Genomic DNA, 16001 nt, shown 5'->3' on the forward strand with positions numbered 1-16001 from the left:
CCTTCTTTTTTATACTACTATTGCTTTTACATTATTCTTAACTGCTATACACCGCTTAAAGACCGGATCATGTTACCAATGGCCAAACACATCTCAAAGAATGAATGTTATGGTTTATTTTAACCTGTAGATGATGAAATTTATTATTTTTTGCCTTGTATTCCTTCTATCAGCCACATCAACTTTTGCATTCGGACAATCCAAAAAGCGTCCCAATATCATTGTTTTTTTGGTTGATGATATGGGATGGCAAGATAGCTCAGAGCCCTTTTGGACAGAGATTACGTCCTTAAATCGGAAATACCATACACCCAATATGGAACGTTTGGCAAAAGAAGGCGCTAAATTCACCAATGCCTACGCAAACCCCGTATGCACGCCTACACGTGTCAGTATGCTGTCGGGCATGACAGCAGCTCATCATGGTGTGACGAATTGGACTTCTCCCGCTCCTAATAATAATACCGATGCTCTTGATAAACAGTTTGGCGCAGCATCCTGGAATTATAATGGTATGAGCCCGGTGCCGAATATTCCGCATACCTTTCATGCAACCCCTTTTCCGAAAATTTTGAAAGATGCCGGCTACTTTACCGTTCATGTAGGGAAAGCTCATTGGGGCTCTGCCGGAACGCCGGGGGCCAATCCTTATAATATGGGTTTTATGGTTAATATCTCGGGCCATGCCGCCGGACATCCACAGAATTATTTGGGGCAGGAAAATTATGGCAATCTTCCGGGCAAGGCAAGTTGGCAGGCTGTACCTGATCTGGAAGAATATTATGGAAGGGATACCTTCCTCACGGAAGCACTCACTTTGGAGGCAATCAAGGCACTGGAACAGCCGATTAAAGAAGGGAAGCCTTTTTATTTGAATATGGCGCATTATGCCGTACATGTCCCATTGCAGGCTGATAAACGCTTTTATCAAAAATACATCGATACTGGTTTAGGAGAATCTGAAGCGATGTATGCCTCGTTATTGGAAGGTATGGATAAAAGCTTAGGCGATCTGATGGACTATCTACAGGAAAAGGGAATAGCCGATAATACCATCGTCATTTTTATGAGTGATAATGGAGGTTTGAGTTTATCGCCACCAAGGGGTGGATCACCGCATAGCCAAAATTCACCTTTAAGGGCCGGAAAAGGCTCAGTTTATGAAGGCGGAATCCGCGAACCCATGCTCGTGAAATGGCCCGGTGTTGCAAAAGCCGGTTCGGTGGTAAACCAATACGTAATGATTGAAGATTTTTTTCCCAGCATTTTAGAAATGGCGAGTGTTCCATCAACAGAAATTGTGCAAAGCATCGATGGCAAGAGTTTTGTTCCCTACCTTAAAAATCCCAATTTGAGCGACTCAACACGTGCATTAATATGGCACTCGCCAAACAAATGGACAACGGACGATGGCCCGGGTATCAACTATAAAAGCGCTATTCGGAAAGGGGATTGGAAGCTTATTTATAATATGCGTGATACAAGCTTTGAGCTATATAACTTAAAAAATGATATTCAGGAATCACATAATTTAGCTGTTCACTATTCGGATAAAGTGAAGGAACTCGGCCAATTGTTAAGCGATAAATTAAGAAAATGGAGGGCACCTATGCCAATAAACAAGACAAGTGGCCAACCTGTCCCCATGCCCGACAGGTACGACTAAACAGCAATGTGGTTATTGTTGATGTGACTGATATTCAAAAAGTCAATTGATAAAGTGAAAAGGCAACGACACTTACGAATTAGCTATTTTCATCTTTCGTTGGCCCGCCGATAAGGACTTTGTTTTCTTGAAAGTCAGAATATCGGTTAACTCATTAGCGGAAAGTGATTGAGATTCGTAAGTATCCAAACAATCTATTTCAACGTCCAGCGTCATCGGGTTCTCTGTAATCACATACGTATCATTCAACCAAATCAGTCGAATATCTCCTATCGTTGTAATCTCTAATTTGAGTAATTTACTTAATAAAGGTAGTTTCAAATGCATGGCAATAATTTTTATTCTAATATACCACCCTTATATTACACAAACGATTGTTTATTATTAATTTTTTATTTTTTTGTACGTTTTATAGAAATTTCAGCACAATATCTTCCGAATGAACCGATGTCTTCCTTCCCGAATACTGTATCGGCTACGGAGATTTCCTTTATTTGTTACGTTCGGCTGCTAAAATAGCAGCCAACTCCTTCACCATCTTGGGATGAGTATCTGCCACGTTATTTTTTTCACCCATATCTTTTGATAGATCATATAATTGCGGATGTGGCGCATTTCCTAACTCTGTGTCGGTTAACTTGGCATAAGCCCGTCCATTGCCCGGCTCAATGTATTTCCATTTTCCTTTAATAACAGCTAGACTTCCGGCGTGTTCAATCAAGTGACTTCTTCCCTCCTTATCTTTTCCAAGAAAGGTGTCCCATAAAGCCTGACTATCGAAGGCCTCTCCTTTCGGTATCGCCTGCCCCAGCATATCGGCAACGGAGGCGAGCAGATCGATCTGACAAAGAAGTGCATCTGAAGTAACACCCTTAGCTGCTCCTGCCCCACTGACAATGAAGGGCACGCGTGTACCTCCCTCGAATATACTGTATTTGCCTCCTCTTAAGGGCCCGGCAGGCATATGCCCATTTCGCTGGCTTACTGCACCATCTTGATAGCCATCATCCAACACCGGTCCATTATCACTCGAGAAGATAATCAGCGTATTGTCGGACAGGCCGAGTGACTCTATTTGATCCATGATCTGTCCAACGGTCCAGTCCAATTGCAGAATAGCGTCTCCTCGGTAACCTAGATTGCTTTTTCCCTTAAATATAGTGGCGGGCATACGGGGCACGTGGGGTTCAGTCAACGCAAAATAAAGAAAAAAGGGTCGCTCTTTATTCCGTTTTATATATTCCTGCGCAACCGAAAGAAATGTGGTAGAAACTTCCTCATCGACCCATCTTGCCCGATGGCCACCGCTCATATAGCCAATACGTCCGATACCGTTTACAATGGTTTGATTATGCCCTTGTCCGGGTGATGAATGCATCTTCAGCAACTCCGGATGTTCTTTACCTGTGGGATCATTGCCTACCGGTTGTTGGTAATCTACTTCTATCGAGTCGTTCTGATCAAGCCCTAACACGCGATGATTTTCCATAAATACGGTGGGTACACGGTCCGCTGTTGCGGGAAAAATAAACGAATAATCGAAACCGACCTCATTTGGGCCTGGCTTTACATCTGTATTCCAATTCTTCTTCACCTGTGTCCCCAGACCTAAATGCCATTTACCAACCACGGCGGTGTGGTAGCCCGCCTTTTTAAAAATTTTCGGCAAGCTTACTCGATCGGTGGGAATAATCAGCTTTGCATCGCCCGGAAGGACGCCCGTGCCCTGCTGTCGCCAAGGATAAATACCCGTCATCAAACCAAAACGGGATGGGGTACAAGTAGCAGAGGTTGTATGTGCATTGGTAAATCGTATACCGCTGGCAGCCAAACGATCGAGGTTGGGTGTCTGTATTTTTGTAGCGCCATACGCACTTACGTCGCCATAACCCAAATCATCAGCGTATATATAAATAATATTTGGTTTCCCGGATTTTTGCTGTCCATATCCGAATTGGGAACTTAATAAGGCAATACTCAATAAAATGAGGCCCACCCATGGTTTTAAGTTGTTTGTTATTGGTGTCATTTTAGCATCTTTTATTCGCTACTACGTTCATTAGCTTGCTTTTTTCCTCATACAGCCGGTAGACCGGCAAGCCGCGTTCGTGCGGTTAGCGATTCGTTAAATCATCAATAAGCAATAAAACTAACAGTTCTAGTTCACATTATCCAGTAGTGATTAAACGCAACCGATTGCGAAAAAACAGTTTAGCGCACCGCTGTCCAATACGACACCGTCAACGCAAATGATAAGACATCTTAGATATGCTTTATTAAGTTGACGTTTACATATAGTGACAAGAAATATGTTTAGAAAAAATAAACATCTGCGCTAAAATTGTACTATTTAAAACAAAATCATGCGCCTACCCTCCTTATAAAGCTTAACATAAATTTAATTTTGGAAATAGTTCATTATAAGTAAACTTTGTTTATATTTGAAAATTGATTTAATATTTAAATTTTATGCCTAATGAAATAAAAATGGTTGTTTTTGATATGGCCGGCACCACAGTAGATGAAGATAATATCGTCTACAAAACATTGCAAAAAGCTATTAATGAAGCTGGATTTGACTTTAGCTTAGAACAAGTTTTAGCGGAGGGTGCCGGAAAGGAAAAGAAACAGGCAATCCGTTCCATACTTGCCAGGTATGAAAATATAGAGAACGAGGGTTTAGTTGATTCGATTTACGAGAGCTTCAGGCAGCAGCTCGACCAAGCCTATGAAAGGGAGGAAATTGTACCTCAGAAGAATGCCGAAGAACTTTTTCGAGCGTTGAAAGAGCGGAATATTTTAGTAGTTCTCAATACGGGTTACGATAGGATTACCGCTCAGTCGATTATCGATAAATTGCGATGGAAAGAGGGTGAGCAAATAGACGCGCTGGTAACCGCCAGCGACGTACCGGAAAATAGGCCTTATCCCGATATGATCCATTTTGCCATGAAACGTTTTAACATAACTGATGGCAGTCAAGTCGCTAAAATAGGAGATTCGACCATAGATATCAAGGAAGGTCAAAATGCAGGTTGTGGTTTAAATATCGGTATTACTACCGGTGCACATACTGTTGAGCAACTAGAAACGGCAAATCCGGATAAAATTATCGGCGATTTGATTGATGTATTATCTTTATTGGACGAGGTTACTGCATAAATTTCGTTGTTCATATATAGAAACAGAATCAACATAAGTGGTGTCTTAAGTGTAGAAAGAAACTTTCAGGCACCACTTATCGTATTCATTTATTCTTCTGTCTCGATATGTTCTTGCAAACAAGTAATGGCATCATATAATACCCCCGCTTCCCCTCTAAAGGTTCCGGAACCTTCGGGTTTATTATCGCGAGTATACCATTCGAAAAATCCGTTATTCTTGATCACACGATCCACCATCGGCTTTAGCTGTTCATAAGCTTCTTTTTGAAAGCCATACTTGACTAACTGCTGAATCATTCGTCCGCCAAACCAGGTCCAATCTCCTCCATTTTGATAGCCGTAAGGGTACATACCTTTGTTCTTGAACGCACCTTCGGGATAAGTGGGGTAAAGTGTTAAACCAATGGTTGCGGCTCCTGATTCCTTGACGTTGGCAATCATCTTGTCCAAAGAAGCTTTAATCTCGTCTTTATTTAACAAGCCAGCCTCAATAGCTATTGCTGTACCCCCATGATAGTAGATTGCATTTTCGTCAAAAGTGCTATCGAATGGTGAGCCGTTCAGGTAAAGATGGGGGATAAATTTTTGGCGCTTAGCATCCCAGAGATGTGCCATCGTGTTCTTCGCAATATGCTCGCGGATGGGCTTCCATTTTGCTGCTTTTTCAGGTACCATCTCCATAAAATTATCTAAGGCGATCAAAAACATGGCGTTATCATAAATATCGATCGCCAGGTGGGAATCGTCGGTTAGATAAACACCCCAATCATGCTCGGGTTGCACATCGCCCCAATCAGCTGTTGTTGCCCCCCATAGCAGTCCATATTTTTCGTTATATCGCTTATTCATTAGAAAGGATAAGGCTTGCTCCATCCGATCGCGTACAGGGATTGCACCTACTTTAAGGTTTAAAAACGTGGTGTCCTGCGTTGCTTGCAGGTATTTATGCACGGCCTGTATTAATGAGGTCTCCTGATCAGTTTCCACGGTGTTTTTATGTCCTGCGTAATGGGGTGCCAGATCGTTATAGATATAGTCATAACCCCCTTTGCTCGGTTTTACAGTAGATTTTGGAACAAAACCGTCAACAATATTACCATCTGTTCCTTGCAATTGGAAAAAGATAACCAAGTTATCCCTTAAGGTGTCTTTTGGGTGAGCTTTTGCAGCAAGGTTAATAAAAGTGTTATAATCGCGAATCCAAACTTCACGGTATCCATCTCCTGCATTAAAGCCCGTGCTTACCACCTTTAAGGCTCGCTCTTTCACTATATTTAGATTACTGTCAGCTGCAATTATCTGTGCTAATGTCTGTTCCTTATTCCTGCTCGTTTGGTTATTACATGCGTAAATGCCTAGGCAAACAAGGAATGAGATTATTGTAGTTCTTTTCATTTTTTATCTATTTATCATTTGTTAGTCTGCCGGGGGAATACCGCTGATACCCCATGCTTGATTAGGTTCGGATCCCATTTCCAGAACTAGTGTACCGCCTTTTAACACCTCTGCAGCCGGTAACCAGCAATCGTTCCATACTTTTCCGTTCAGATAAGCTTTTTGTATGTAAATATTTCGTTTACTTGTGTTTTTTGCTTCAATGGTAAAGCTTTGACCTCTTCCAAAACGCCCACCGAGATTAACTGTCACTTTCTTAAAAATGGGGCTGCCGATCTCATAAATTGGATTGACGCGGGTTCCTCCATCAGTTTGGAAGAGTCCTAACGCATTCATGACAAACCAAGCGCTCATTTGCCCTTGATCTTCATCACCCAAATATGCATTTGCTTCGCCATGCCCATAGTAACGCTCCATAATGGCACGACTCCATTTTTGTGTTAGCCACGGCCGCTTAACCCAGTTGAATAGAAAGGCAAAGTGCATGGATTGTTGGTTTCCCTGCACCACCGGATAATCCCAGTATTGATCATTCGGACCATTGAAACGCCAGCGGTAGCTTTCACCAAAGCCCCATTCCAATCGTTTGACAAAAGTTTCTTCACCAATTTTTTGTGCTAAACCTGTTACGTCCTGCGGCACAAAATAGGTCAATTGCCATGCATTTCCCTCTACGTAATGTTTATTAGCTCCTGATTTGAAAGGATCAAAATCAGGTAACCAGTTTCCATTCTTATCCCGCATCCTTGCATAACCCGTTGTAGTATCAATCGCATTTTTCCACCAGGACCCTCGGTTGGCAAAAATTTGGTATTCCTTTTCTTTACCAAGGGCTTTAGCAAATTGACCGACAGTCCAGTCGTCATAGCTATATTCCAGCGAATTGGAAAAGCGGCCTTCATCGAAAGGAACATAATGATGCTTAAGATAAGTCGCCAAATCGCGATTGCCGGCATAACCTCCTTCTACCGGCCCGGATAAGGTTGTCTGCATTTTATACGCTGCTTTAAAGGCCTTTTCTACATCATAATTACGGATTCCCATTTGATAAGCCCCTACAATAAGTGGTATCTCATGTTCAGCAACCATCACCGGAATATATTCCATACCCGCCGGTCCTTTGGCCAACCAGCCATTGGCATCGTACATTGCCAATTGTGATCGAACCCATTTATTTGACCACTCGGGCGTAATCAAGTTCCAGAACTGATTAAGGTTCCAGAAGGTATTCCAAAAAGCGTCACACCCTAGGGCCCGATCGCTTGTATCACTAAAACGGCGTACCTTTTCATCTGCAGACACCCAGCTTCCATCTACGTCACTAAAGGTATTCCTACTCGCTAGGGAACGATACATATTGGTATAGAAGCGTTGTTTTTGAAAAAAGTCGTCTGATTCTATATGCACACGATTTAATAATTCGTTCCAAACTTCTCGCTGATTGGCTACTGCTTTATCGAACGACCAACCAAAGGGTTTACTGATTTCCTCCATCAAATTCTGCTCCGCCTGCGTTAAACCGACAAAGGAAATACCGGTTCTGACTTGTACAGTATGCTTCTTTCTTAGGTCGAACTCTACAAACATACCGGCGTTTTTTGCATGACCTGTGGATAGTTCCGACTGTTTTAACACCTGATCGTCCTTCCAAAAACCCAGTTGTTGAATAGGCTGGTCGAACTCCATCACAAAGTATACGGTATAAGCCTGATCAACACCGCCTGACCAGACACTTTTCGATAGTTGTTTACTATATCCAACAATGCGGTTAGGTGCAATTTGCTTCAAACTTGCTTCTTCAATTTCATAAGGATATTCACTTGGGATTTGTAGATCGACCATGACGCGGCCAGTGTCTCCACGATGGTACGTATAACGTTGCAAGCTGCTACGCGTACCCGCGGTTAATTCTGCCGTAATATCATAATCGGACAAATCTATCCGATAATAGCCTAAAGGGGCTTTTTCGGTCGACTTATCAATTCTGGATCGGTAACCACTATCAGGCTGGTGCTCGTCACCGATACGAATCTGCAAAGGACCTGTCGTCGGAAAAGTCCCCAAACCGGTCATGGTCCATTCATGGATATGGCTAAAAGTCCCGATCGACTCAATGGTAGGGTCATATCCAGCTTGCCAGCCGCTATTCTGATTATCCGGACTCAACTTCACCATGCTAAACGGCATCCAAGGACCCGGAGCGATCATCCATCGTGAATGGGCTGCCCCCATCATGGTATTGACATAAGTCGTGGGGCTAGCTTCGCTTTGCGCCGACCGGAGCACCTCACCGCTCTCCTTCAGCTGTCCATTAACAAACAGCGCGTATTTGCTTTTTTTGGATTGCTTAACAGCCGGCATCGGCGCTTCGGAAATGTAGCGTCCTGAATCAAGCTGCCGCTTAAAAATTGATTGTCCCTCCAATTTGACTTCAAGAACGGGGCTTCCTTTTAGGGAAGAAATATCGATCAACAAGGGTTGATAACGCTTACTTGCTTGTTCTATTTCATAGTCAGCGGTTTCTACACTTCGGATTAAGGCATCGTTTGTCGATTTTAAGGAAACTGTGGAGGGTCCTTTCAATAATAGATTGTCGAAAACAAGCCAACCACCTTGAAGGCTTGTCAATTGAATCTCATTGAAACCATTTCTTAACAAATTAGGTGGTATTGATATTTCAATCCGTTGTGCATCTGTATTCGAAAAAGGACCGACGGGTTCGGCCTTTCCTTTACTGCTTTTTAGTTGAAAATGATGAGCCTGTCCGTTGATGGTAACTTTCAATACCGGCGCATGGAGTGGATCAGTCTGCAATATATTAGCTTCGAAATAAAACTTGTCAGCTTTATTTAGATGCGCTAACTCAAAGTCAATATTTAGGACATGCGAACGTATACCCGCAGTTGGTCCGGTACCTCCCCATTTCGTTGCCGGCCCCGGTAGTACATAGGGCCACTCCTTAGTAGGATCTGAATAACCGATCAGAAAAAAACGATCTTCAAAACCGAAATCATGTGCAATAAATTGCTGATATGCATCGGGTGCCAAGGCCATCCCCTGTGGGCTATGATCGGACTTACCAATTTCCCATAAGATTTTTAAATCCTCGTTAGCACGCGCGGTCAGGGAAACCAATACGGTAAGCAAGGCCCATGTGTATTTTTTTATTCGCATCATTCTTTTTATTGATTTAAACAAGCTTCATCTTTCACGAAGGCCACCACCACTTTTGCTTTCTTTTGTCCCAAGTTTCGAAGGCTATAACCGTGAGCTGCTGCCGGGATTGCAAACGTTTCTACGAAGTTAAACACATGCTTCGATCCATTAGCAGTTGTCAACTCAATCGACTCTCCTTCTACCAACATCAATACATGACAATGCCCGTGCGTTAAGATATTAACACGATCGTCAAATTCGTAACGGTCAACCGTGTAGAAATGTTCAGGATGTGTTGGCAAGTGAATCACGCTGCTCTGTTCATCGAGCACCTGTTGTGCCGGTTTTGAGATCAGTGTATCTATAACAGCCTGCCCCTTTCGTGAGAAATCTAAGTTATCAAAAGCCCGATCAATATTTAAAGGTCGTGGATTTCCTTCTAAATCCGGACGAACCCAATCGTACATCTTGAAAGTAAAAATATAAGGTGTCGCACTGATTTCCAGCACCAGGTTATTCTTACCGGAAGCATGGACTGTCCCATTCGGAATCAGGTATAATCCATGCTTTTCAGCAGGAAATTTCTGCACGTAATCTTCAATATTCAAGGCTTCATTTTTCTCGAAACTTTGCTCCAGTGCCTGTTTGAAACGTTTGGGTTCGATGTTGTCCTGAAAGCCAAGATAAACCTTCGCATCTCCCTCACAATCAACAATATAATAAGTTTCATCTTGTGTAAAACTTTCGCCAAAATTTTCTCGAATGTAAGCGGTTCTTGGATGGCACTGAATGGATAGATTTCCCCCCTCATAGGTATCCAGAAAGTCGAAGCGAATAGGAAACTCGTCACCAAAACGTCGATGTGCTCTTCCTAATACATTTTCGCTTTCCTGATACATCAGTTGATCGAAGGAAATCTCTAGCTGGTTTCCTCCGTCTGTTAGCACCAGGCCGTTTTCAGGGACAATCATCTCAAAAGACCAAGCATAATTAGGAACTTCCTGGTCTAGACCAGGTAAATGATTTTTTAACCATTGTCCTCCCCACACACCGGGTTCGAACCAAGGTCTGACCCTAAAAAAAGATTGTGACATCTGCTTAAGGGTCTTCCGAAGGGCGTCGCCATACATCCAAGAGATTGTATCCGATTCTTGCTGATCTGCCATGATACTGATGTGAGGCAGTAGCGCCTTTTTATGTTTATTCAGGACAACCCAATCAACAAAATAAAAACGTTTGTAGGTTTGTTTGTTATCTTGCAATCGTTGCGCACCCAGATTGCGTACCAAACCGGCGCGCATACGCTTTTGGATGATGTTTTTAGGAAGATCGATATAGACTATCGGTGCCGTTGAACTACAAAGTGCAGCGCCGCAGCCATATACTACTATTTGCTGTGCGCTGCCATTGTAAATCAAACTTTTAAGTCGGCCTCCATCAAAAAAATCGACTAAGGATAAAGACGTTTTCGTTCCAAAGATCGGATCGTCACCTCCAAGAAAAGGCTGTACCATGGTTTCAATGCTCGATGTTGGCAATAAAGCTTGATCAACCGACACGAATCGTACTTCTTTACCAAGGCTTTTAAACGATGCTTCCAAATTGCTCACCACGGTATGCCAATCGACACCAATATAACCATCAAGTAAACAAAGAGGTAAATCGCCTAAAATATTGGTAACCAACGCATCAAAGCCTTTAAAAATTTCGCCTTGCGCCGGATAAGTCGGGCATATTTCATAATTCAGGTTTACTTTTCCATTGGCTAATTCCATTTCCTTTTGTTGTTGTTCCATAATATTAATCTTTCTTTTTCGTATCTTCTTTTATCCTTAGTCGAATTTTAAGTAATCAGCACATTATTTCTTATTCATGTTAGTAGCCAGGGTTTTGCGTTAAACTAGGATTCCTTTGCAGTTCATCCGTTGGGATTGGTAATAACAAATTCTTTTCTTGTATAATTGCGCCTTTATCATTTGCATGGCCAATAACCAGTTCAAAACGGATATCTCCGCCGCCATCTCCGACTGGTACCGGAAACATCCGCGTGCGTTGGATGTCAAACCATTGCCGGCCTTCAAATACCAATTCGCGGTAGCGCTCTTTCCAAACCTCTTGAACAAATTGCTCAACCGAAAGGCCAGCTAAACTTTGTCTCAATTGATTGATATCAGATTTCCACAGCGCTCTTGCCCTAACCTGCAAGAGGTAATCAACAGCTTCACCCGTTACACCTTCCGAAAGGGCCATAGCCTCGGCAGCAACTAATAGCACATCCGAATAGGTATAAATCGGCAAATCCTTTCCCGAACTAGCTGTTTCAAAGGTCGCTTCATCATCCATCCACATATAAGGAGCCGTAACAAAATTCAGGGTTGTACCATTAGATCGGGTTAATGACGAATGGAAGTATTGTTTTTCCTGAATACGGAGGTCATCCGTACGGTTATAACCTTGTAAAAATCTGGTTGAAGGCCCATAAGCGTTATTGGTAATGGCAAAGACCGTAGAGGATGCCGCTGTAGCCGGGAAAGCCCAGTGTACGTGAGTGGAAGTAGAAATACCTACCGCGAACTCATAATAGTAAATGTATTCCGCACTATTATTATCCACCAAACGCAGTTTATTATAGGCCGTACTATTCAGATTAACCGCACCATCCGCGCTACGATCGTGCGTAGTTAGCTGGTAAACCCCACTACTGATAACGGACTTAGCAACCGATGCACTTTTCGCATACTCCGCTTTTTGTAGGGGGTAACCTCCCATCGTAAGGTAGACATCTGCTAGAAGCGTGGCAGCCGTACCCCTGGTTATCCTTCCACCGTTGTCTGGCATGATCGTCTCCGCAAGTTCTCCTTCATTCACGGCAAACTCCAAGTCAGCGGTAATCAAGGCGTACACTTCTTCCAAGGGGCTCTTGGGAACATTTAAATTCTCTAAGCTTTCATAAGGTTCGGTAATCAACGGCACTTCGCCAAAAAGTCGAGCGAGTTGAAAATAACCCATCGCCCGAAAATAACGCGCTTCTGCCAACAGCTGATTACGCTGCGTATCTGACAAACCGGGTGTTGCAGGAATGTATTTAATAGCATTATTGGCACGGGCAATACCCCTATACAAGATGCTCCAAATATCCTGAAAATAGGTAGACAAATTGGTTGCATTGAAGGTCATGTTTTGGGCATGCTGTACATGCACCTCCTGCCCCTTAAATTCATTGTCGATATACCCGGTTAAATACGGGCCGAAGAACATTTTCGCACCGGAATAATGCGTACCCGACCCATCGTAAAGCTGTGGCGCACCCGTTCTGTACAATCCGTTAACGGCATTGATGGCATGCTCCGGCTGTGTGAAATATTGACTGCCGGCTATTTCATCTTTAGGTTCCTCTTCCAGAAACTTTTCACATGAGCTGAAAATGACAGCTACTGCAATTAAATATATAATGATAATTGGTTTCATTTGATCAACTTTTAAGATTTTCAATGGATTCATATCGCCTTACTTAAAATTGAAAACTAGTGCCTAAAGTGAACGTTCGAGGGCGCGGATACTGGTGAAAGTATATATTCTGTCCCCATTGATTCGTTCCCCAGGAAGTAGCTTCCGGATCGTAACCTTTAAAGCTGTCGGATTTGATTAAGAAGGCATTTTGGACGCTTGCATAAATCCGCCAGTTCTTCAGGCCAATTTTGCTCAATTGTGTGTTGCCAAAATTGTAACCCAAACTGATGGCGTTAACCCGAAGGTAAGAGCCATTGGCCACCCAATGATCGTCAACTTCACTATTCTGTCCGGAATATGGGCCGTTACGAATTTGTTGAATCATGGTATTTTGATTCTCCTCTGTCCAGCTTTCCGTCAATGTCCATCTAAAGCCATTGGAATAACCGGTACGATCTTCCATCGAGTGGAAGAACTGTTGGAGGATATCTACGCCCATTACAAATTGTAAATCAACATTTAAATCAAAGTTTTTATAGCGGAAGTTGTTGATAAAACTACCGGTCCAATCAGGTAATCCTTTACCAATAATGGTACGCTCGCTGCTGCGCTTCGCTTCACCGGGAATGGCGCCCACTTTAGCGGCTTCAGCAGCTTCATCCGTACCCCAAGTTCCCAGTCGTCGGTAACCCCAAAAAGAGCTCAGACTTTCACCAACCCGGAGAATGGTTTGGCTGCCCGACACCCAGTTTGGCCCGGGGAAGATATCTTCATCATTCGCTCCTAAGGCTTCGATCTTATTTTTATTATAATTGAAGTTAAGCGTTGTTTCCCAACTGAAATCAGTGGATTTCACCGGGCTACCGCTGATCAACACTTCAACACCTCTATTCGATACAGAGCCAATATTATCCCGAACGGCAGCAAAGCCGGTAGAAGTTGGAACGGGGCGATCCAGCAATAGATCGGTTGTGAGCTTATGGTAATAATCGAAACCGAAACTTAAGCGACGATTAAATAGCGATAAATCCATCCCAATATCAAACTGTTTTGTTTTCTCCCATTCCAAATTCGGATTCGGCAAACGGTTGATATAACTCTGGGAAACGCGTGTCCCATTGATCAATGTTGTTTCTGAAGATATGGTACCTAAGGATTGGTAAGTTGGAATCTCTGTATTGCCTGTTATACCATAACTCGAACGCAATTTTAGTTCATCGATAGCCTCCAAATCCGCTAAAAAACGTTCTTGAGATAACACCCAACCCAAACCCACGGATGGGAAAATACCGTATTTATTGTTGGCACCGAAGCGTGAGGAACCGTCGACCCGTCCTGTAAAGGTCAGCAGGTATTTACTTTTATAGCTGTAGCTTCCGCGCAAAAAATAGGAATTCATTGACCAACGATCATAGGATGAGGTTGGTGCGCCGGGCTGACTGGCGGCCTGGATGCTATTGAAACGGAAGAAATTATCAGAAAAGCCTCTTGCTGAGATCGCATCGGTTTCGGCAGTTCGTTCTTGCCAACTCAGTCCCAGGACACCGTTGATACGATGATCGCCAAGCTCTTTATTGTAATTTAAATAGGTTTCTTCCTGCCAGTAGAACGAATGTTGATTCTCAATATAGGCATAACCAAGCGGTGCAGAAATGTTGATTAAATCTGTCGGATCGTAATTCTGGATGAGGTTATCTTGCTTATCGAAACCAAATTGTGTGCGTAAGTCAAGTCCAGGCAGGATGTGAAAGGTTGCGTAGGTGTTTCCGAATATCTGTGTCCGCTTCCGAAAACGATCTTGGGTTGTTAGCACATGTACCGGATTAGGGATGGCTTCAAGCGAATACGCATCACTGATCATTCCACTGTGCGCCCAAGTACCGTCAGGAAATTTCACCGGAAAAATCGGAGGCATTTCCAACATCGACCTTCTGGGCATTTGGTGGCCTCCCTCCTCTTCAAATTCATTCCCGCGGTTATAATTCACGAGTATATTGGTTCCCAACGACAACCATTTCTTTGGATTGGCATCATAAGCAAGTTTACCGTTAACACGTTCTAACCAGTTATTGAGCATAATGCCCTCCGTTTTATTGTAATTCATAAAAGCACCGAAGGAAGATTTTTCTGATTTTCCCAGTACCGATAATTGATGGTTATGCGATACGGCGGTTCGCGTAGCCTCTTCTTGCCAATCGGTATCATACAGGGGATTTCCCTGTGCATCGAAGAGACGTGGATCTGATTTAGTAAAGATAGGTGGTGTACCGCTCGGATTATATTTGCTATAATTTTGAAAACCTCGCTCAATTACCTCCAAAAATTCCGCCGAATTCAGCACCTCCAATTTTTTAGGCAATACCCCCATACTTACAAAGCCATCGTAACCAATGACAAGACCTTCGGTTGGTGCACCACGCTTGGTGGTCACAAGAATGACCCCATTAGCACCCCGGGCACCATAGATCGCAGTTGATGAAGCATCTTTCAAGACTTCCATGCGCTCAATGTCATTTGGATTAAGGAATTGAATGTTCTCCATTACCACGCCGTCTACCACATAAAGTGGGTTCGACGAAGAATTAATCGTACCTAAGCCTCTGATCAGTACCCGAGGACTGCCCGTCGGCGAACCTGAGTTTAGAAATACATTTACACCTGATACTTTACCTTTTAAGCCTTGTAGCATATTGTTGGCAGGAACATTTAGTAATTCTTTTGAGGAGACAACAGCAACAGACCCCGTGAGGTCAGATTTACGCTGGGTGCCGTAACCCGTAACGACGACCTCCTCTAAGGCTTCATCATCCGATTGAAGATTCATGTTAAAGGTACGTTGCTTACCCACCGTAATTTCTTGCGGTTGCATACCGATGTAACTGAATACCAGCACAGCTCGTTCGTTTGCTACCGTTAGTTGAAATCGTCCTTGAGCATCGGTAATGGTACCATTTGCCGTTCCTTTTTCACTGACACTGGCACCGGCCAAAGCCATATCGGTCCCCGTACCCTCGAACACGCGCCCGGAAATTGGAATGCCTTGCTTTGCAATGGCATTCGATTGAGTTGCTAACAGGATTAATAATCCCAGGAAGTAAAACTTCCAGCGTTTGTACATTTTTGTTTCTTTCATCTCATTTAAGTTTTAATAAAGGTTAGTTTATAAGTAG

At 43.2% G+C, this 16001-nt stretch carries 9 protein-coding genes; 2 read left to right on the forward strand and 7 right to left on the reverse strand.

Going from position 1 to position 16001, the window contains the following annotated elements; genetic code table 11:
• Positions 1–130: 130 nt before the first annotated feature.
• Positions 131–1666 (forward strand): sulfatase, encoded by a 1536-nt coding sequence (locus tag ACH11B_RS22745; protein WP_377610466.1) that lies wholly within the window; start codon positions 131–133, stop codon positions 1664–1666.
• A 72-nt stretch (positions 1667–1738) separates the two neighbouring features.
• Here ACH11B_RS22745 and ACH11B_RS22750 read toward each other — a convergent pair whose 3' ends face one another.
• Entirely contained in the window at positions 1739–1993 is a 255-nt protein-coding gene (locus tag ACH11B_RS22750) for a hypothetical protein (protein ID WP_377610468.1), read from the reverse strand.
• 163 nt (positions 1994–2156) lie between these two features.
• A complete protein-coding gene (locus ACH11B_RS22755) occupies positions 2157–3695 on the reverse strand; it encodes an arylsulfatase (protein ID WP_377610470.1) in 1539 nt (512 codons plus the stop codon).
• 440 nt (positions 3696–4135) lie between these two features.
• On the opposite strand from ACH11B_RS22755, the gene ACH11B_RS22760 reads away from it, so the two are divergent.
• Positions 4136–4828: a phosphonatase-like hydrolase gene (locus ACH11B_RS22760; RefSeq protein WP_207303733.1), complete on the forward strand. Its 693-nt coding sequence runs from the start codon at positions 4136–4138 to the stop codon at positions 4826–4828.
• A gap of 89 nt (positions 4829–4917) precedes the next feature.
• Here the strand turns inward: ACH11B_RS22760 and ACH11B_RS22765 are convergent, their stop codons facing one another.
• From ACH11B_RS22765 to ACH11B_RS22785, 5 genes are all read right to left on the reverse strand, one after another.
• Positions 4918–6225, reverse strand: coding sequence for a hypothetical protein (locus ACH11B_RS22765; protein WP_130855388.1), 1308 nt, complete (start codon positions 6223–6225; stop codon positions 4918–4920).
• Positions 6226–6246: 21 nt separating this feature from the next.
• The gene (locus ACH11B_RS22770) at positions 6247–9402 is read right to left on the reverse strand and encodes a GH92 family glycosyl hydrolase (protein ID WP_377610472.1); all 3156 of its coding nucleotides are present in this window, start codon (positions 9400–9402) and stop codon (positions 6247–6249) included.
• 5 nt (positions 9403–9407) lie between these two features.
• Positions 9408–11177, reverse strand: a complete 1770-nt coding sequence (locus ACH11B_RS22775; protein WP_377610474.1) for a class I mannose-6-phosphate isomerase — start codon at positions 11175–11177, stop codon at positions 9408–9410.
• Positions 11178–11256: 79 nt separating this feature from the next.
• On the reverse strand, positions 11257–12849 hold the full coding sequence (locus ACH11B_RS22780; RefSeq protein ID WP_377610476.1) for a RagB/SusD family nutrient uptake outer membrane protein: 1593 nt from the start codon (positions 12847–12849) through the stop codon (positions 11257–11259).
• A 43-nt stretch (positions 12850–12892) separates the two neighbouring features.
• Entirely contained in the window at positions 12893–15964 is a 3072-nt protein-coding gene (locus ACH11B_RS22785) for a SusC/RagA family TonB-linked outer membrane protein (RefSeq protein WP_377610478.1), read from the reverse strand.
• Positions 15965–16001 lie beyond the last annotated feature (37 nt).

Origin of the sequence: Olivibacter sp. EAT-5 (assembly GCF_044784325.1) — a bacterium.
Lineage (GTDB): Bacteria > Bacteroidota > Bacteroidia > Sphingobacteriales > Sphingobacteriaceae > Olivibacter > Olivibacter oleidegradans.